This window comes from Serratia sp. NCCP-200 (genome assembly GCF_059697885.1).
In genome coordinates this window covers 13,544-33,112 of the sequence record NZ_BAAKUJ010000006.1, presented here as the reverse complement: position 1 = coordinate 33,112, position 19,569 = coordinate 13,544, and the positions used below count along the sequence as shown (strand labels likewise).

Annotated in this window: 16 protein-coding genes; 7 read left to right on the top strand and 9 right to left on the bottom strand. The window is 53.7% G+C overall.

The features are described 5' to 3' along the window. Positions 1 to 78: 78 nt before the first annotated feature. From AC6HVW_RS18835 to AC6HVW_RS18795, 9 genes are all read right to left on the bottom strand, one after another. Positions 79 to 1,227, bottom strand: a complete 1,149-nt coding sequence (locus AC6HVW_RS18835; protein ID WP_071682696.1) for a mannitol-1-phosphate 5-dehydrogenase — start codon at positions 1,225 to 1,227, stop codon at positions 79 to 81. Between the two features lie 62 nt (positions 1,228 to 1,289). Beyond that, positions 1,290 to 3,206, bottom strand: a complete 1,917-nt coding sequence (locus AC6HVW_RS18830; RefSeq protein WP_071682695.1) for a PTS mannitol transporter subunit IICBA — start codon at positions 3,204 to 3,206, stop codon at positions 1,290 to 1,292. 566 nt (positions 3,207 to 3,772) lie between these two features. Further along, positions 3,773 to 4,057, bottom strand: coding sequence for a HigA family addiction module antitoxin (locus AC6HVW_RS18825; protein WP_071682694.1), 285 nt, complete (start codon positions 4,055 to 4,057; stop codon positions 3,773 to 3,775). Then, a complete protein-coding gene (locus tag AC6HVW_RS18820; protein WP_059199241.1) occupies positions 4,057 to 4,335 on the bottom strand; it encodes a type II toxin-antitoxin system RelE/ParE family toxin in 279 nt (92 codons plus the stop codon). The genes AC6HVW_RS18825 and AC6HVW_RS18820 overlap by 1 nt, the downstream gene beginning before the upstream one ends. A 267-nt stretch (positions 4,336 to 4,602) precedes the next feature. Beyond that, complete coding sequence (locus AC6HVW_RS18815; protein ID WP_071682693.1) at positions 4,603 to 5,322, bottom strand: DUF3053 domain-containing protein; 720 nt, start codon at positions 5,320 to 5,322, stop codon at positions 4,603 to 4,605. Positions 5,323 to 5,520: 198 nt separating this feature from the next. Beyond that, positions 5,521 to 7,590 (bottom strand): glycine--tRNA ligase subunit beta, encoded by a 2,070-nt coding sequence (glyS, locus tag AC6HVW_RS18810; protein WP_071682692.1) that lies wholly within the window; start codon positions 7,588 to 7,590, stop codon positions 5,521 to 5,523. An 8-nt stretch (positions 7,591 to 7,598) separates the two neighbouring features. Next, positions 7,599 to 8,507: a glycine--tRNA ligase subunit alpha gene (glyQ, locus tag AC6HVW_RS18805; protein ID WP_021181351.1), complete on the bottom strand. Its 909-nt coding sequence runs from the start codon at positions 8,505 to 8,507 to the stop codon at positions 7,599 to 7,601. A 283-nt stretch (positions 8,508 to 8,790) separates the two neighbouring features. Then, positions 8,791 to 9,534 (bottom strand): helix-turn-helix transcriptional regulator, encoded by a 744-nt coding sequence (locus tag AC6HVW_RS18800; RefSeq protein WP_071682691.1) that lies wholly within the window; start codon positions 9,532 to 9,534, stop codon positions 8,791 to 8,793. Between the two features lie 813 nt (positions 9,535 to 10,347). Further along, positions 10,348 to 12,336, bottom strand: a complete 1,989-nt coding sequence (locus AC6HVW_RS18795) for an autotransporter outer membrane beta-barrel domain-containing protein (RefSeq protein ID WP_071682690.1) — start codon at positions 12,334 to 12,336, stop codon at positions 10,348 to 10,350. Positions 12,337 to 12,529: 193 nt separating this feature from the next. On the opposite strand from AC6HVW_RS18795, the gene AC6HVW_RS18790 reads away from it, so the two are divergent. From AC6HVW_RS18790 to AC6HVW_RS18760, 7 genes are all read left to right on the top strand, one after another. Further along, on the top strand, positions 12,530 to 13,102 hold the full coding sequence (locus tag AC6HVW_RS18790) for a DNA-3-methyladenine glycosylase I (protein ID WP_071682689.1): 573 nt from the start codon (positions 12,530 to 12,532) through the stop codon (positions 13,100 to 13,102). Continuing rightward, the gene (locus tag AC6HVW_RS18785; RefSeq protein WP_071682688.1) at positions 13,099 to 13,545 is read left to right on the top strand and encodes an N-acetyltransferase; all 447 of its coding nucleotides are present in this window, start codon (positions 13,099 to 13,101) and stop codon (positions 13,543 to 13,545) included. Before AC6HVW_RS18790 ends, AC6HVW_RS18785 begins: the two co-directional genes overlap by 4 nt. Positions 13,546 to 13,621: 76 nt before the next feature. Continuing rightward, complete coding sequence (locus AC6HVW_RS18780; RefSeq protein ID WP_497569596.1) at positions 13,622 to 14,353, top strand: MurR/RpiR family transcriptional regulator; 732 nt, start codon at positions 13,622 to 13,624, stop codon at positions 14,351 to 14,353. Between the two features lie 176 nt (positions 14,354 to 14,529). Next, positions 14,530 to 16,038, top strand: coding sequence for a PTS transporter subunit EIIC (locus AC6HVW_RS18775; protein WP_071682686.1), 1,509 nt, complete (start codon positions 14,530 to 14,532; stop codon positions 16,036 to 16,038). Positions 16,039 to 16,064: 26 nt separating this feature from the next. Further along, entirely contained in the window at positions 16,065 to 17,501 is a 1,437-nt protein-coding gene (locus AC6HVW_RS18770) for a 6-phospho-beta-glucosidase (protein WP_071682685.1), read from the top strand. A gap of 278 nt (positions 17,502 to 17,779) precedes the next feature. Then, the gene (locus AC6HVW_RS18765; protein ID WP_071682684.1) at positions 17,780 to 18,439 is read left to right on the top strand and encodes an OmpA family lipoprotein; all 660 of its coding nucleotides are present in this window, start codon (positions 17,780 to 17,782) and stop codon (positions 18,437 to 18,439) included. Between the two features lie 118 nt (positions 18,440 to 18,557). Then, the gene (locus tag AC6HVW_RS18760; protein ID WP_021181360.1) at positions 18,558 to 19,565 is read left to right on the top strand and encodes a LacI family DNA-binding transcriptional regulator; all 1,008 of its coding nucleotides are present in this window, start codon (positions 18,558 to 18,560) and stop codon (positions 19,563 to 19,565) included. Positions 19,566 to 19,569: the final 4 nt, after the last annotated feature.

The window sequence follows — 19,569 nt, the reverse complement described above, 5'->3', positions numbered from 1 at the left end:
CGCCTTGCCCCCTCACCCTACCCCTTATCCGTGGGGAAAGGGAATGAGTTTGCTTACACTGGTTTGATATCACAGCGTTTACTGCAAGGCGTTATACACAGCAACCGCCTCTTCCACAACCTTGCTGTCGGCCGGTAAACCGGAAATTTGCGCCAGCGCGGCTTTTGGACCCAGTTTGCTCAGCAAGTCTACCAGTTCTTGTGCCTGTGGGTCCTGTTCGCTGCGGTAGCTCATGGCGGCGGCAATTCCCTTGATCAGGTTGGCGTGCGGCAAGCCGTATTCCAACGTTCCCATCAGCGGCTTGATCAGGCGATCGCCCGCGCTCAGTTTGCGCAGCGGCTGACGGCCTACGCGCTCAACGTCATCGTGCAGATACGGGTTTTCGAAGCGGGACAGGATTTTGTTGATATAGGCGGCATGCTTGCCGGCATCAAAACCGTAGCGCTTGATCAGCACCGCACCGCTCTCTTCCATCGCCCCTTTGACCACCTGGCGGATGACCGGATCGAGGATCGCATCACGAATGGTCAACAGCTTGGCGCGCTGGCCCAGGTAGGCGGTGATCGCATGGCCGGTATTGAGGGTAAACAGCTTACGCTCAACAAATGCCATCAGGTTGTCGGTCAGTTCCATGCCGGCGATGGCTGGCGGTTGCCCCTTGAATTGGGTCTGGTCGACAATCCACTCGCTGAAGGTTTCCACCGTCACTTCCAGCGGATCGTTGCTGCCCGCCTCGGCTGGCGGCACGATACGGTCTACGGCAGAATCGACAAAGCCGATATGCTGCTCAACCCAGGCCTGTTCATCCTGTGGCAGCGAGTCGAACACGTGCTGTTTGAGCTGGCTGGTGCCGCGTACCATGTTTTCACAGGCGATGATATTCAGCGGTTGAGTATTGCCTTGCTGATGGCGCAGGATCAGGCCTTTGGCGATAGTCCCGGCAATTCTGGCGAGGATCTGCGGGCCAACGGCGGTCGTGACAATATCGGCCTGGGCTATCAAGGCCACCGCCTCTTCGCTACCGCTGTTGACGGCACTGACGTTATTCACCTCTTCAACGCGCGCCTGCTCACCCACCACATGTACCTGATAGCTTTTGCGTTGGTTCAACGCGTCCAGCACCGTCTGGTTAACGTCAGCAAAAGTCAGTTCGGCGTGCGCGTCGGCAAGCAGTTTGCCAATAAAGCCACGGCCAATATTGCCGGCTCCGAAGTGTAATGCTTTCATATTCCACCCTTTCTTAATGTAGAAAGGTGCAGCAAGCTGCACCCTTTAAAATAATTCTGTTATCAGGCCTTTTTGCCGCCCAGCAAATCCAACACTTCCTGGACGCTGGTGGTATTCGCCAGCCGCTCGATGACGGTTTCATCATCCAACGCATTTGTCAGGCTGGTGATCACCTGGATATGCTCGTTGTTACGCGCCGCGATACCGATAACCAGGCGCGCCACCTCATCCTCTTCGTCACCGAAACGTACGCCCTGCGGATACTGGCAGAACACCACGCCGGTACGCAGCACACGGTCTTTGGCTTCGATGGTGCCATGCGGCACGGCAATGGATTCGCCCAGATAGGTAGAGGTCAGCTTTTCACGTTCCAACATGGCCGGAACATATTCTGGCTCGACATAGCCGCCCTTCACCAGTTGCTCACCGGCAAAACGAATCGCCTGCTCTTTATCAATGGCCTGCAAGCCGAGGAACACGTTGCTTTCACCCAGTTTGAACAGGTTCTGTTCGCTGGCGTCAAAGCTGTCATCCAGGGTAGAGATAACCTTCTGCTCGGTTTCGCTGGTCTTGTTAGCAGCCACCAGGCGAGCGGTCAAATCGCTGTACAGATGGCTGTCCAGGAAGTTGGTCAGCGAGATGTGCTGAGCCTGCGGCGCATGGCGCATCGCACGCTCGGTCAGATCGCGGTGAGTGATCACCAGATCCACATCTTCCGGCAGGCTGTTGATCGCACTATTGGTTACCGAGATATTCTTCAGCCCCGCGTCCGCCACTTTCTTGCGTAGCACGCCAGCACCCATAGCGCTGGAACCCATACCCGCATCGCAAGCCACGATGATTTTACGCACGGTGCTCAGATCGCCGTCTACCGCTGCGTTTACCGCGGCACCGCCTTTAGACTGGGCTTTCATGTCCTGGATACGGCGGGTCGCCTCTTCCAGATCGTCTTCCTCTTTCACTTTTGAGGTTTTCAGCAGGAAGGCTGAAACCACAAAGGAGACCAGGAACGCCGCAAATACCGCCGCCAGGTTAGCGAAGTAGGCGCCTTTTGGCGTCATCGCCAGCACCGCCAGGATAGAACCAGGGGAAGCAGGAGATACCAGGCCGCCGTTCAGCAGGGTCAGGGTGAATACGCCGGTCATACCGCCCAGAATAACCGCCAGGATCAGGCGTGGATTCATCAGCACGTATGGGAAATAGATTTCGTGGATACCACCCAGGAAGTGGATGATCGCCGCACCGCCAGCAGACTGCTTGGCACTACCACGGCCGAAGAACATATAGGCCATCAGCACGCCCAAACCTGGGCCTGGGTTGGCTTCGATCAGGAAGAAGATTGATTTACCGGTTTCCGTCGCCTGCTGGATACCCAGCGGTGAGAAGATGCCGTGGTTGATGGCGTTGTTCAGGAACAGGATTTTCGCCGGTTCAACGAAGATCGAGGTCAATGGCAGCAGGTTGTTGACCACCATGATATGCACGCCAGCCGCCAGCACTTTGGATATCGCTTCGACCAATGGCCCGATACCCATAAAGGCCAGGATTGCCAACAGCATACCGATGATGCCTGCGGAGAAGTTGTTGACCAACATCTCGAAGCCGCTTTTGATCTTGCCGTCGACCCAACGGTCAAAATGCTTGATCGCCCAGCCGCCCAACGGGCCTGCAATCATGGAGCCCAGGAACATCGGCATGTCCGCACCGACGATCACGCCCATGGTGGTGATGGCACCGACCACACCGCCACGCTCGCCGCCCACCAGTTTACCGCCGGTATAACCGATCAGCAGTGGCAGCAGGTAGGTGATCATTGGCCCAACCAGCTTGGCTAAAGTCTCATTTGGCAGCCAGCCGGTAGGAATGAATAGCGCAGTGATGATACCCCAGGCGATGAATGCGCCAATGTTGGGCATCACCATGTTACTCAGGAAACGGCCAAAGTTTTGCACTTTAACCTTGATGTCTGGTGAAAACATAAACACACCCCTATTGTTACGCGCTGACAATAAGAGCGCGCGATAATTGTTGTAACGTTCTAGCCCTGTTGATGCTGTTTGCGAAACGGACTCTACCACGCTCCTTTTACTACGCGAACTTCAAGGAATTTTTGTGATCACCATCACTAATATTGCCCCTATACCCCGGTGTATTTAGTGACACACATCACACTTATCCGGTGTAAAAAAAATACAACGAGAAGACATACCGGCAAAAAACACCTAAAACGTGACTTTAATCACACTTTAAACCTTGATGTTTGTTTTTAAAATGTGACAAGAATCACAATTTATTTTACATCCGACCACCGGGCCGTGGCCTGAAATGACATCTTCCCTGTGAGCATCCACACCGTCGGGAAATAACCATGGCGTGGATGAAAGAAAACTACATTAAGAGATGTGATGAATAAGTGAAGTGTAGTACAGAAGTGCGTGGGAGTATTTTGGTGAGCGTTCAAGGCAGTTGCTCCGCCAAACAATGCCGGGCCAGTGAACGCATCCACCGCCCGGCAGAAATAACCCTACCGGCATGGCGGTAGAGGTCAAGCGGTAACCAAACGCTTTAGCTGCGAAGTATTGACTGCTTTTTTGGCGATCCACAGGCTGTAATTATCCTGCAGGTTTAGCCAGAATTCAGGGGAGCTGCCCAGCACTATGGACAACTTCACCGCCATCTCAGGGCTAACAGCCGCATTCCCTGCGACCAAGCGCTGTGCGGTGGAGGGTGCCACCATCAACGCCCTGGCAAATACGCGGATACCAACACCCAGTTCTTCCAGCGTTTCAGCGATGATCTCGCCCGGATGCGGGGGGTTATGCATAGCCATTAGTGATAATCCTCATAGTTGACGATATAGGCATCACCGTTGATAAATTCAAACGTGATGCGCCAGTTGCCTGTTACGGTTATTGACCACTGCCCGGCACGGTCACCCGACAATGGGTGAAGTTGATAGCCAGGGCGGTTGATATCACTGATGTCCTTTGCTGCATCAATTACACCAAGCCTCAGACGAATTTTACCGATCTGTTGAGTATTGATGCCAGCCGTAGAGCCTTTCTCAAAAAACTGTCGCAATCCCTTGTGCTTAAAACTCTTAATCATAAGAATGCTCCCTCACCCTCGTTGCGCAACACGAAACATCATACAACCTGTTTCGTATTACGCAACATCAAAATATCCGTGAAGAGGTGGGATCGAAGCGCCAGACAGCATGCATGAAGCTTGGTATTCGGTTAATACACTTGAGGAAAGATTAAACCATCGAGAGGTGAGGCGATAAATATATTATATATCAGTAAATTAAAAAGGGCCAAACAAGTTCGACCCCTACAGTTCCAGCAACATTGCCAATCTGAATATTGCTTAACGCTACTGCATTACCGCCAGCACGGTTTTCTGTGCGTTCAGCAAGTCCTGCTGCTTGGCCACCAGATTGGACATCATGGTGTTGTACTGCGTCGCCTGCTGCTGGGTGCGGAACTGCACGCCACCGTTGTTGAAGCTGACCTGATTGCCCTGGGCCTGCAGGAAATCCCCTACCTGTACCAGGTCTTGGACAAAACCGGCGGTGGTTGGGATCGCTGGCATCAGCGCATTGGCCGGTGCGGTAACAATCTTGTCATACGCCTGGTTGTACACCGCTTTCAGATCGTCCGGCTGTTTCAACGCCGCATGAGCGGTATCCGCCTGCGCCTTGGCAGTCTGGATCTGCTGGCCCAGCAGGTTTAACGCGCCGATCGACTGTTGCAGGCTATCGCGCTTGCTCATGTAGTCCTGCGCGGTACGGATCTGATTTACCTGCTCCAGCGCCGGGGTCAGGCTGGCGTCCACCGACTTGGTCAACTGCTGGGAAAAGCCCACCAGAATGGCGTAATCGCTGGTATAAGCACCGAATTTCTGTTTCTGATCTTCGCTCAACGTCGGGATATGTACGCCACTGCGCATGACCGTATTCTGTAAGTAATCAACGAATGCCTTGCGCTGCTCCGGCTCTTTATCGCCGCAGGCGGTCAGTTGTATAACCACCAACAATGCCAACACCGGTGCCAGCCAACGCGCGAAACTTCTGCTCTGGATCCCTACAGCCATGTGACATAACTCCTGTTATAAAGGTGTCTTTTATCGGATTCCATGCCGTCTGCCGCCCTCCGTGCGTCTACAAGAATAGATCAACTGCCAGCGATACGAAATGTGATTGTGCGAGGCTCGCAGAATAACTCACCGTTGCGCGGCCGCCATCAGAGATGAAAAAGCGCCCGCAGGCGCTTTTTCTTGGGCTTTACACCATTATTGCAGTACGGAGATATCCGCGACCTGCAAGAACAGCTCACGCAGCTTGCTCAGCAGCGTCAGGCGGTTCACACGCACCGCTTCATCTTCTGCCATCACCATCACGCCGTCGAAGAACGCATCCACGGTTTCACGCAGTGCGGCCAGTTCAACCAGCGCTTCCTGGTAGCGGCCTTCGGCGAAGAACGGCTCCAGCTTATCGCGCAGCACCACCAAGTGGGTTGCCAACTTCAGCTCGGCCGGTTCTTTCAATACCGAAGCGCGAACGTGGTCCAGCAGCGTATCGTTGGATTTGGCCAGGATATTGGAAACGCGCTTGTTGGCAGCCGCCAATGCCGCTGCTGCTTCCAGCGTACGGAAATGCGTCACCGCTTTTACCCGCGCATCGAAGTCGGCTGGCTTGGTTGGACGACGTGCCAATACGGCCTGGATAGTATCCACCGCATGGCCTTCTTCCTGATACCAGGCGCGGAAACGGCCCAGCATAAAGTCGACAACCTCGTCTACGACCTTGGCGTTGGTCAGCTTGTCGCCATACAGGCGGACAGCCTCTTCGGTCAGGGTTTGCAGATCCAGCGGCAGGTTTTTCTCAACGATAATACGCAGCACACCCAGCGCAGCACGGCGCAGGGCGAACGGGTCTTTATCGCCTTTCGGATGTTGCCCGATGCCGAAGATCCCGGCCAGGGTGTCCATTTTGTCGGCAATCGCCAACGAGCAGGCCACCAACGATTGCGGCAGCTCATCACCGGCAAAGCGTGGTTGGTACTGTTCGTTCAACGCCACCGCCACGTCTTCAGCTTCACCGTCGTGGCGCGCATAGTGCATGCCCATGACGCCTTGGGTGTCGGTGAATTCGAACACCATATTGGTCATCAGATCGCACTTCGACAGCAACCCCGCACGCGTGGCGTGGTTGACGTCAGCCCCGATCTGGCCAGCGATCCAGCCCGCCATGGCCTGAATACGGTCGGTCTTGGCGCGCAGGGTGCCCAGTTGCTGTTGGAACAGCACGGTTTCCAGACGCGGCAGGTTGTCTTCCAGGCGTTGCTTGCGGTCGGTATTGAAGAAGAATTCGGCATCCGCCAGACGTGGGCGCACCACCTTCTCATTACCGGAGATGATTTGCTGCGGATCTTTCGACTCGATATTGGCGACGAAGATAAAGTTCGGCAGCAGTTTGCCCGCGGCGTCATACACCGGGAAATACTTCTGATCGCCCTTCATGGTGTACACCAACGCTTCCGCCGGCACCGCCAGGAATTTCTCTTCGAACTTGGCGGTCAGCACCACTGGCCATTCGACCAACGAGGTGACTTCTTCCAGCAGGCTCTCGCTCAGATCGGCTTTACCGCCAATCTGCTGTGCAGCCAACTCGGCATCACGCTTGATCAAGGATTTACGGGTTTGATAATCCGCCACCACTTTGCCGCGCTCCAACAGGATCTGCGGGTATTGATCGGCATTATCGATGGTGAATTCGGCTTCACCCATAAAGCGGTGGCCGCGAATAGTGCGGGCAGAGTCGATACCCAGCACGGTGCCAGGGATCAGTTCTGCACCCAGCAGCAGGGTCACGGTATGCACAGGGCGGACGAACTGGGTTTCTTTATCGCCCCAGCGCATCAGTTTCGGGATTGGCAGCTTGGACAGCGCGGTGCTCACCATACCGGCCAGCAGTTGCTGGGCAGATTGGCCTGGCACATGGGCGCGATACAGCAGCCATTCGCCTTTATCGGTCACCAGACGCTCGGCCTGATCGACGGTAATACCACAACCACGCGCCCAACCCTCGGCCGCTTTGCTCGGGTGGCCGCTGGCATCAAACGCCTGGGCAATGGCTGGACCGCGTTTTTCAACTTCACGATCGGCCTGCGCAGCACTCAGATCCGCCACTTTCAACGCCAGGCGGCGCGGAGCGGCAAACCACTTCACTTCGCCATGTTCCAGGCCAGCGTTGTCCAGTTCAGCGGTAAAGTTGGCAGCAAAGGCTTCTGCCAGTGAGCGAAGAGCCTTCGGCGGCAGCTCTTCCGTGCCGATTTCCACCAGGAAAGTCTGTTGTGTCATAGCTGCCTCTACTTCTTGTTACACATTGGGAAGCCCAGCGCTTCGCGGGAAGCGTAGTAGGCCTCGGCAACGGCTTTGGTCAGCGTGCGAATACGCAGAATATAGCGCTGACGCTCGGTAACCGAGATCGCCTTGCGTGCATCCAACAGGTTGAAGGTATGAGCAGCCTTGAGGATACGTTCATAAGCCGGCAGCGGCAGCGGTTTCTCCAATGCCAGCAGCGTTTGTGCTTCCTTCTCATACTGCTCGAAGCAGGAGAACAGGAAATCGACATCGGCGTATTCGAAGTTATAGGTGGACTGCTCCACTTCGTTCTGATGGAACACGTCGCCGTAGGTGGTAACGCCCAATGGGCCGTTGCTCCACACCAGATCGTAGACGCTGTCCACGCCCTGGATGTACATCGCCAGGCGTTCCAGACCGTAGGTGATCTCACCGGTGACCGGTTTGCACTCCAGACCACCAACCTGCTGGAAATAGGTAAACTGCGTGACTTCCATGCCGTTTAACCACACTTCCCAACCCAGACCCCAGGCACCGAGCGTCGGGTTTTCCCAGTTGTCTTCCACAAAACGGATATCGTGGATGGTCGGATCCAGACCCAGTTCCTTCAAGGAACCCAGGTAGAGTTCCTGAATGTTTTCTGGCGATGGCTTAATCACCACCTGGAATTGGTAGTAATGCTGCAGGCGGTTCGGGTTTTCCCCGTAACGGCCGTCGGTTGGGCGACGAGACGGTTGCACATAGGCGGTGGCCATTGGCTCCGGGCCCAGTGCACGCAGGCAGGTCATCGGGTGGGATGTCCCCGCGCCAACTTCCATGTCCAGCGGTTGCACGATGGTGCAGCCCTGGCGCGCCCAATAGTCCTGTAGTGTCAGGATCAGACCCTGAAAGGTCTTGGTATCAAACTTTTGCATGTTGATTTCGCACGCGATACAAGTGGATTTAACAGAATGGGTCAGTATACCCGTTGACCGTAAGATATACAGCCAGAATCCCGCAGCAAGTGTCAATCTTCGTGAAAAAATCGCGCTGCGCGGCCAGTTAGGAAGGGATTGAGTCGATAGTTGTTGCCTGAACGAGATTTAGCCCGGCGATAAGCCTCAATGAATAGGGTCGGCCTAAGCAGTGATGTTTAATACTGTTACACCATCCGACATTGATCATCGATACGTTCAAGCCGGAGGCTCTTGGCCACTCTCATTCTCGCTCGTAAAGCACCGGCCTGATGAGCTTCAGTTCGACGCCAAGCCTGATGGCATGTTTGGCATTGGTAACGCCTAATTTTTTGACCACGTTGCCGATATGATATTTTACGGTGGTGAGCTTGATCCCCAGAATCAGCGCGATTTCCTGATAGGACTTTCCCATGCTTGCCCAGTAAATCACCTCATTTTCGCGCTTGGAGAACAGCTCTTTTTGGTTGATTTGGTCATCATCGCTGGTGTTATTCAGTTCGTGATAGAGTGTGGTTAATTTATCATGCACGGTGATTAACAGCATTTGCAGTTTATCTTGGTTCTCTTTGATAACCTCTTCTATATTTTCGTCACAGGCGTCATCCATAAAAAGCGACAGCACCACCAGATTATTATTATGATCGTGCAACACAAACGTATAGCCATTGATGATGTTATAATTCTTGGCCATATCAAAAATATTGGGGTGTTTTAACCCAGAGCCGTTCTTAATATTTTCATCCCAGACGAAGGGAGTCACTCGCCGGGATGTCGTAATCAATACCGGATCGATAAACTGGTAGTTATTTGCGGTATAAAACTCAAACCATTCTGTTTTGTTAGAAATGATGGCGAAATCGGCAGGGTTTATTTTGCTCATGATCGCATAAGCGTACTTTATGCTGTTATACTCTTGTAAGTTTGCTTCCAAATAACTCTTTATGACTGAGTTAATAAATTTATTATTAAAGAATAAACTCGACACGCAAAGTCTCCTTATTGAAATTCCCGTTACAAATTTCAGAGCACAGCATAGAGGTAATATTTTATCATAAAAAAAACAGAAAACTAATAGTGAGTAAAAAAATTCCGTGAGCATTTTAATCAATAACACCATGATGATTTTAATGCTTGATATATTTAATGAAAGAACTGTGTTTTTTAACCACGTTCACTCCAAGACATCAAAGCCTGATTTTTTCACTGCGTTAATAGCAGGTTTACGACAGTCTGCGTGATAAATTTTTAGTTGCTGAAGTGTTTTTAATTTGGTGTTTTTTTGCCAAAATGTTAACATTCGGCAAAAAACAGCGCGTCATATCTGATAATAACTGACTTTCTGATTGCTGATATCGAGTTAAAGCTAAAAAACTAATGATAGGGGCTGAGATTGATACGTTTTTTATATATTTCAGGCACGCAAAAGCACTCCCACTCGTTGATTAGCGAGCGAGAGAACAATTGACAGACAACCTGTTATTTATAATAATGACAACAAAATTTCCCTGGTGTTGGCCGAATTGGCTCCTGATCCTTTAAACGGGATCAGTTTTTTTTATTTAAATCTTTTGCTCTTATGCCGTAACGATAAAGTCTTTTAGGAGCAAATGATAGTTATACTAAAGTACAGTCAGACACTGTACTTTTCAGGTGAAGGACTCGGGAAAGACAATGGCGAACAGGGCTGACAGCCCCGTGTATCAGGTGCTGTCCCGTAATAAGGGTAAGTGTTGCTCCCCCCTATTCTTCCCGGCACCAAACCCTCTGGCACCGGGCAATCAGGATTAAAGCCCCCTCTTTAAAAACGCGCACTGACTCCCACGTTGTACATAAATTGCTCACCACTGCTCAAGCCGCTGGTTTGCGAAACCGTCGCAAACGCCGCCACCCGATCGCTCAACGGCATATTCGCCCCCAAGGTGATATCCATCCAGTTTTTATCCTGGCTGGCGCTGTCGCGGGTGAATGAAGTCTGGGTCGATTTCAATCCACCGCCTGCCCGGTAAACGCCATCACCGAACTGATGCTGATAGCTCACCTCCGCGTAGGGATTAACTACCCCAAGTTGGCTATCCAATCGCCATCCTACAGCGCCGATCTGCGAATGATAGGTCTGATCGTTGAAACGCATGGCCGTACTATTGTCGCCATTCTCGCTATAACCGGAGACGTTGCTGTAATCCCAGGCAAACTGAGCCATCGGCCCGGTGGTGAGATACGAAGCGATCGGGAAGTCATACCCCGCAGTAACGCGTGCGCCCCACTGCTTACCATCAGTATCGCCGGTTTCTGTGCGGGTTAGCGAACCCAGTTGCATACTGCGGTTAATATCGTCGTAATTCACGCTGGCATAGTGCAAATCGGCATTGACCCAACCCTGCTCAAACAGCGTCACTGAGCTGAAGGCCGACAGCAGCACGCCACGCGCCTTATAATCGTAACGGCTGGAAGGTTGCTGATTGTCGTTGGAACCTGAGATCAGCGCACCTATCAGCCACTCATCCGTCAGTTGGTAATCCACGCCCAGCGTTAGGTTATGCGTGGTGGCGTCGCCATCTCCGGCAACCGTATTGGCAGAATAATCATAACGTTGCCCGGCATAGCCGCCGAACACGCCCAACGACCCCTGCGGATTGCTGCTGGTGCGTAGCTGCTGAAAACGGCTGTCCAGGGTAGCACGGCTATCACGCGCGAAAGCGGCGGTTGCCTGGTTGAGTGCCACTGCCTGCGCCGGGCCATCCAATACCGCCTGAATATAATCGGCGATCAGTTGGTGGGCCTGCGGGCTGGGGTGGAAATGATCGGCAAACAGATAAGCCTGCTCGCTGTTAAAGCCAGGCATGGACGAACTGCATACTGCCGAAGAAACTCCCGCAGGGCAGGCCATACCGGCGGTGTTGGTAAAACCAAACTGGCCCGGATTGGCGATCGCCTCGCTGAACAGTTTGTTGACATCTACGCGCACGATATTACCGCCGCCCTGAGCCAACAGGCGATCTTCGCTCTGGTTATAAAAATCGGTAAGCTGGGCCGCCTGGGCGCTGAAACTGTCAAAAGCCTCGCTCAGTTGGGCAGCGATGGCCTGTTGCACCAGGGGATTGCTGCTGGCCTGCTGTGCTGCGGCACCTAAAGCCTGATGGATCGCCTGCTGGCGCGAAGCGTTATCCGGCGTGGCGAGAGTATTAAGCTTGCCGTACGCCGCCAGTATGGCCGCGCCCTGCACTGGCCCCAGCGCCTGCTGGATAATCAGTTCCATCAACTGCGGGGTTGAGCCGATATTGGGTACCGTTGGCACTATCACCGTCCCGGCACCGGCGTTCAATAAAGCGTGCACCTGAGTCGCCGCAGCCAAGGCGCTGGTATATGCCACCTCCGGTGCGGTTGCCACATTCATCGCCGCGGCGGCCAGATCGTTACCACCAATCCAGTGAATATACAGACCGTCTCCGTCGGCTCTGCCGTTAACCCGCGCAAGGTAGCTTTGTAGCTGATCCTCGGTATTGTCCGCCGGGTTTAGCGCCGGTACGGCCACGCCACCACCGGCAGCATAGTTGTAGCCATCGTTATCGGACGCCACCAGCGCGGCACCGATGCGCTGCCCCAGTATTTCGTCATACAGCCGATGTTGGTTACTGTCATAAGTGAAGCGGCCGTTATTGCCGGTATCACTCAGACTGTCGCCAAACACGTACAGTTGATCGTAAGCCTGTGCCGTAGCACTGAGGCAAAAAGCTAACGCCACGGCAAGCACCGTTGGAGTGTGCTTGACCTTTCTTTTCAGAGGCATAAATAGACTCCTAGTCATAAATAGAGGAAATCCTGTTCTTATCGTTGGCAGTTATCGCCATAGCCGTGTAGTAAATATTGCGGGGATTCACATAACGTCAAGTTAACTGACGATAAATCGTGCAAAGGGTTGCCAAGCAGGCTACTTACGGCGATGATTACCTGTAAATAAATACAGCAAAAGGAATCCTCGTATGGCCAACGAACGTTGCGGTTGGGTTACCGCCGATCCGCTATATCTTGAGTATCATGACCAGGAATGGGGCGTACCCACCACCGACGCACGCGAGCTGTTCGAAATGCTGTGCCTGGAAGGCCAGCAGGCCGGTCTTTCCTGGATCACCGTGCTGAAAAAACGTGAAAACTACCGTCGTGCCTTCCACAATTTCGATCCGCAGCACATTGCAGCCATGACCGAGCAAGACGTGGCAACGCTGATGCAAGACAGCGGCATCATCCGCCATCGCGGCAAGATTGAGGCGATTATCAACAATGCCAAGGCCTATCTGGCGATGGAAGCCGCTGGAGAAGATTTTGTCACCTTTATCTGGCAGTTCGTCACCGGCAAGCCGCTGATCAATCACTGGCAGGCGCTTGGCGAAGTCCCAGCCAAAACCGAACAGTCCGATGCCCTGTCCAAGGCGTTGAAAAAGCGCGGCTTTAAATTTATCGGCTCAACCACCTGCTATGCCTTTATGCAGGCCAGCGGCCTGGTGAACGATCATCTTACCGGTTGCTTTTGCCACCCAAAGCAGCGCCAGGCATGATCCGCACCGCCGTTCCAGCCGATATCGAGCCGCTAATGACGTTGTGGCAGGCAAGTACCACCCAAGCCCATCCGTTTATCGCGGCCGATTATTGGCAGCAAACCGCCCAACTGGTGCGTGAAAGCTATCTGCCGCGCGCCAAAACCTGGGTTTATCTGCACCACCAGCAGATCGCCGGTTTTATCAGCGTGCTGGATGAACGCTTTGTGGGTGCGCTGTTTGTCGATGAACGCTTCCACGGCCAAGGCGTCGGAGCAGCGCTGATGGATCACGTGCAGCAACAGCACGGCTGGCTGAGCCTGGAGGTATACGAGCAGAATCTGCGGGCCTGCGCCTTTTACCGCAAGCTTGGGTTCAGTGAAGTACAGCGCCAATTCAACCAGGAGACCCAGGCCCATACGCTGATCATGAACTGGGCCGCAACCGAACTGCGCTACCCCTGAAGAAGCAGCGGGCGGGCTTTGTCATCCCTGCCCGCTTCTGGTACTTTGGCAGCCAACCTTGTCAACGAGATCCAGCATGTTTACCCATATCGCCTTATCCAAGCTCAACGGTCTTGAATTGATGGTGTACAACTACGTCATCAAAAATAAGGACAAGGTCATGTATATGACCATTCGCGAGCTGGCGGACGGTGCCAAGGTCTCCACCACCACGGTATTACGCTTTTGTAAGAAAATGAATTTCAGCGGCTATTCGGAATTCCGCATTCGTTTTAAACTCTTTCTGGAACAGGAAGACAAGCTGCTGCTAACCTCCGGCGTCAGTGAAATTGTCAGCTTCTTCAAGAGTATTAACAATGAAGAGTTTGAACAGTTAATTACGGATGCGGCAGCGCACATTGCCAACGCGGAACGGATCATCTTTGTCGGAGCAGGAACATCCGGCACATTAGGTAAGTACGGCGCTCGTTTTTTCTCTAACGTCGGTAAATTCAGTAATTATATCGATGACCCTTATTATCCCATCAGCAGCGATATGTATAAAAACGCGGTAGCCATTATTTTATCGGTTTCTGGAGAAACGCCGGAAATTCTTAAACTGGCCAGCCAATTTAGCCTGCATAACTGTAAGATCGTCAGCATTACCAATAGCGAATCCTCTTCACTGGCGCGCATGGCGGACTTTAACCTCTCTTACCACATGCCGCAAATCCGCATTGCCAGCGAATACGATATCACCACCCAGGTGCCGGTGATGTATATGTTGGAGGCGATAGGGAAAAAGCTGGCTAAAAGCCTCGGTCAATAATGTTATTAGCTAAAGCACGTTAAATAACACCCTGTTTTTTGCATGTGACAAATCACTATTTTGTCATTTTGTTATATCGTGACATTCTCTTGCCGTTTGCTACTATCCATTTAGAAATCACCTTCGACCTACAATAAAGCCCGATATTTCTGTACCCCACAGATGGAGTTACGTTGATGGCAATTAATTATGCTGACTCGGCAAAAGAGATCGTGTGCCTGATTGGCGGCGATAATAATGTGATTAATGTCACACATTGCGCCACCCGTTTGCGATTTATTTTAAAAGACAGTAGCCAGGCCGATAAAGACACGCTGAAACGCGTCAAAGGCGTTATTACCGTCATCGAGTCCAGTGGCCAATTGCAGGTGGTGATCGGCAACCACGTCGGCGATGCCTATCGGGAAGTGCTGAAGCTGGTCAATATGGATGAGAACGTGGCGGTCAGCGCGCCGAACGTCGGCATCGTCAGCCGCCTGATGGACATAATTTCCAGCATCTTCGCCCCCTTCCTGTATCCGCTGGCAGCCTGCGGGGTGTTGCAGGGGCTCATATCGCTGTTTGCTGCCTTGGGCTGGATGGATCCGGCAAGCGGCACCTATCGTATTCTGAACTTCGTTTCCTGGACCGGCTTCACCTTCCTGCCGGTGATGGTGGCCTTCACCGCCGCGAAAAAATTCAACGTCAACCCGTTCACCGCAGTGATCGCGGCCTGTGCGCTGGTCTCTCCAGACTATATGAACATGCTCACCGCCAATAAAATCCTGTTGGTGAACTCTGCCGATCCGGCCATGCAGGCTTTGATGCAGGAAGCCGTCAATAACCCACAGATTGCCAGGGTGCTGGCCGAGGTGGCCGGTATCCCGATTAACGCCGATCCCCTCACCTTCCTGGGCATGCCGGTGCAGTATCTCAGCTACACCGCCTCGGTGATCCCGATCATATTGATGGTCTGGATCATGTCTTATGTGCAGCGTTTCTTTGAACGCATCCTGCCGCTGGTGATCCGCAACCTGTTCACGCCGATGTTCTGTATCGCGATCATGGTGCCGCTGACGCTGCTGGCCTTTGGCCCGATCGGCAACATGATTGGCGGTGCCATCGGTGGCGTCTATAACACGCTGTATCACCTCAGCCCTTCCATTGCCGGAGCGGTGGTAGGTGCGCTGTGGATGCCGTTGGTCACGCTGGGCGTACACTGGGGGATCACTCCGGTCACCGTGGGGAACTATGCCACACTGGGTTATGACACCTTTACCGGCCTGCAAGCCTCGCCGGTGTTTGCCATGGCAGGTGCCGTGCTGGGCGTCTATTTGAAATCCAAAGACCCAGAGATGAAGCGCGTTTCGCTGTCTGCGGGCATGACCGCCCTGTTTGGCATCACGGAGCCCGCCATCTACGGCGTAGCGTTGCGTCTGAAACGCCCAATGATTTGCGGCTGTGTCGCAGGTGCGGTCGGCGGTTCCATTGCCGGAGCCTTCAACGCGGTGTCATGGAGCTATTGCCTACCGGGGATTGCCGTGCTGCCGGTGTTCTTTAAAGAAGGCCATATGCCGCAGTTCCTTGGCTTCCTATTGTCCATCTGCGTGGCATTTGTGCTTGGTGCGGTACTAACCTATATCGTCGGCTTCAAAGAAGAACAGCCTGTACCAACGGCACCGCTCAACAAGCCTGAAATGGCCTAAATTCATCTATCAAGAGAAGCAAAGTTATGAAAAAACAGTTACCGGATGATTTCCTGTGGGGCGGCGCAGTAGCGGCGCATCAGGTTGAAGGCGGCTGGGATCAGGGCGGTAAAGGCCCAAGCATCGTCGATGTGCTGTCCAGCGGTGCCCACGGCGTCGATCGTGTGATCACCGACGGCATTGAACCAGGCTATCTCTACGCCAACCACGAGGCGGTGGACTTCTATCACCGTTATCAAGGCGATATCGCGCTGTTTGCCGAAATGGGCTTCAAGTGCTTCCGCACCTCGATTGCCTGGTCGCGCATCTTCCCGCTGGGGGACGAGCTGGAACCGAACGAAGAAGGGTTACAGTTCTACGACAATCTGTTTGACGAGTTGCTGAAATACGGCATTGAGCCGGTGATCACTCTTTCCCACTTTGAGATGCCATGGCATCTGGTAAAAGCATATGGCGGCTGGAAGAACCGCAAGGTAGTCGATTTCTTTGTGCGCTTTAGCGAAGTGGTCATCTCCCGTTACCAGCACAAAGTGAAGTACTGGATGACCTTCAACGAGATCAACAACCAGCGCAACTGGAAGACTCCGCTGTTCGGCTACTGCTGTTCAGGGGTGATTTTCACCCAGGAACCGAACCCGGAAGAGTGCATGTATCAGGTACTGCACCATCAGTTTGTCGCTAGCGCACAGGTGGTCAAACTGGGACATGCCATCAACCCGGCACTGCAGATTGGCTGCATGATCGCCATGGTGCCGCTGTATCCGTTGTCCTGCAATCCGGACGACGTGATGTACGCCCAAGAGGCGATGCGTGAACGCTTCCTGTTTGGCGATGTGCATATGCGCGGCTATTACCCGTCCTACATCCTGCACGAATGGGAGCGCAAGGGTTACCACATCCAGATGCAACCGGAGGATGAGCAGATCCTGCGTGAAGGCTGTGCAGACTATATCGGCCTGAGCTACTACATGAGTAACGCGGTGCAGGCAGACTCCATCGGCACGGGCACGGCCCTGGCCGGTTTTGAAGGCAGCGTGCCGAACCCTTATGTGAAAGCGTCCGACTGGGGCTGGCAAATCGATCCGGTTGGGCTGCGCTATACGCTCAACATTCTCTATGAACGCTATCAGAAGCCACTGTTTATCGTCGAGAACGGCTTCGGTGCACTGGATAAGCCCGAGGCCGATGGCCAGATCCACGACGATTACCGCATCGCCTATCTGCGTTCGCACATCGAGCAGATGAAAAAAGCGGTGATCGACGACGGCGTTGAGCTGATGGGCTTTACCCCCTGGGGCTGTATCGACTGCGTGTCCTTCACCACCGGGCAATACAGTAAGCGCTACGGTTTTATCTACGTGGATAAGCACGACGACGGCAGCGGCAGCTTTGCCCGCTCGAAGAAACAGAGCTTCGACTGGTATCGCCGTGTGATCGCCAGCAATGGCGAAACGTTAGCCTAACGGCATCTTATCGGGGCGAAACTCTTCGCCCCTTTGTCCTAAAGATCAACCAATCTTGCATTAATTCAGTTTGTTCTGGTTCCCAAGCGGCGATTTGGCGGCTACCTTCCTGCCTGGCTTACAGGTTTATAATTTGTCACGATTTTTATCGGAACTGCTGGCCAAAAGGTACGTCATAGTTGCGCGGCCCGTTTGGGGCTCGCGGCTGAATGCCGACGATTAGCGCCTCCAGTTTGGAGTAGCGCACGCAGATATCCCTGCTTTTAAAGGAACTAACAATGAAAAAACGCATTGCGATAATTGCTGGTGCGGTAGCCGTTGCCATGACGCTATCGGCTTGTACCACCAACCCTTACACCGGGGAGTCAGAAGCCGGCAAGTCCGGTATTGGCGCTGGCGTTGGCGCAGCCCTGGGTGCCGGTATCGGCATGATCTCTTCATCGAAAAAAGACCGTGGCAAAGGCGCACTGATCGGCGCCGCAGCCGGTGCCGCATTGGGCGGTGGCGCCGGATACTACATGGACGTGCAGGAAGCCAAACTGCGCGACAAAATGAAAGGTACCGGCGTTAGCGTTACCCGTCAGGGCGATAATATCGTGCTGAATATGCCGAACAACGTGACCTTCGATACCGACAGCAGCACGCTGAAACCGGCGGGCGCCAACACCCTGACCGGCGTGGCGATGGTGCTGAAAGAGTATGAAAAAACCGCCGTCAACGTGGTGGGTTACACCGACAGCACCGGAGCCCGTGCGCATAATATGACGCTGTCCCAGCAACGTGCAGACGGTGTGGCCAGCGCGCTAATCACCCAAGGGGTCGCCGCCAACCGCATCCGCTCAACCGGTGCTGGCCCGGATAACCCGATCGCCTCCAATAGCACCACCGCAGGCAAGGCGCAGAACCGCCGCGTTGAGATCACCCTCAGCCCGCTGTAAGCCCACAGTGCGGGGCCTTTGCCCCGCCAGTTCGCATTTCCTGCCCTCACCTCTCCCGCCGGTTCCTCTGCCTGTGTTACTCTCGCTCGGCATCCCAACACCTTCTGTAGAGTGAAATATGTCCCTGAAAGCGATTGCCAAAGCATTGGATCTCTCCGTTACCACCGTGAGTCGCGCCCTGAATGGCTACGGCGACGTGGCCCAAGATACGCGCCAACGGGTAGAGGCTGAGGCAGAGCGTTTGGGGTATCGCCCCAATACCCTGGCACGCCGCTTAAAAATGGGCAAAATCGACGCCGTTGGGCTGGTTTTCCCCTTCAATAACTACACGTTAAGTAACTCTACCTTGATGGAGATGATCGGTTGTATCAGCAATGAGTTGGTACGCCACGAGATCGATCTGCTGCTGGTGGCAGATGATGCGCCCCATCATGCCTTTACTCGTCTGATTGCCAGCAAACGTGTTGATGCGTTGATTGTTGCCCATACGCTAGACAACGATCCGCGTCTGCATGAATTACAGCGACTAAACTTCCCGTTTCTGGCGCTCGGCCGCAGCCAACTGGTGAAAGATTACGCCTGGTTTGATTTTGATAATCGCGCTGGCAGCCTGATGGCCGTGGACTATCTGGTGGCGCTCGGCCACCGGAAAATTGCCTATCTGGGCGAAAATAACCAGCAGTCATTTATCAGCCAGCGCCGCCAAGGTTATCTGGATGGATTGGCCAACCATCAACTGCAACAACGTGACGATTATCTGTGCAGTATCACGCCAAGCCGTCGCGCGGGTTATCTGACCACCCAAGCGTTATTGGCGTTAGCCGATCCACCGACGGCAATCATTACCGACTGCAACGGTCACGGCGAGGGGGCAGCAATGGCGCTTCGTGATGCCGATAAACTCGGCCCCGGTGGAGTTTCTCTGGTGGTGTATGACGGATTACCAGCGGAAAGCCTGCTCGATCTTCCTGTAGCCTCCATCGTCCAAGCCACCCGCGCGGAAGTCGGCCAACAAATCGCACAAATGACTCTTGGCCTGATCCGTGGTGAACCCCTGCAACAATTACAGGTACTGTGGCAACCGGTGCTAAAACCCAACCCTGACGAGCTCCCCCTTACCTCCTGATCGT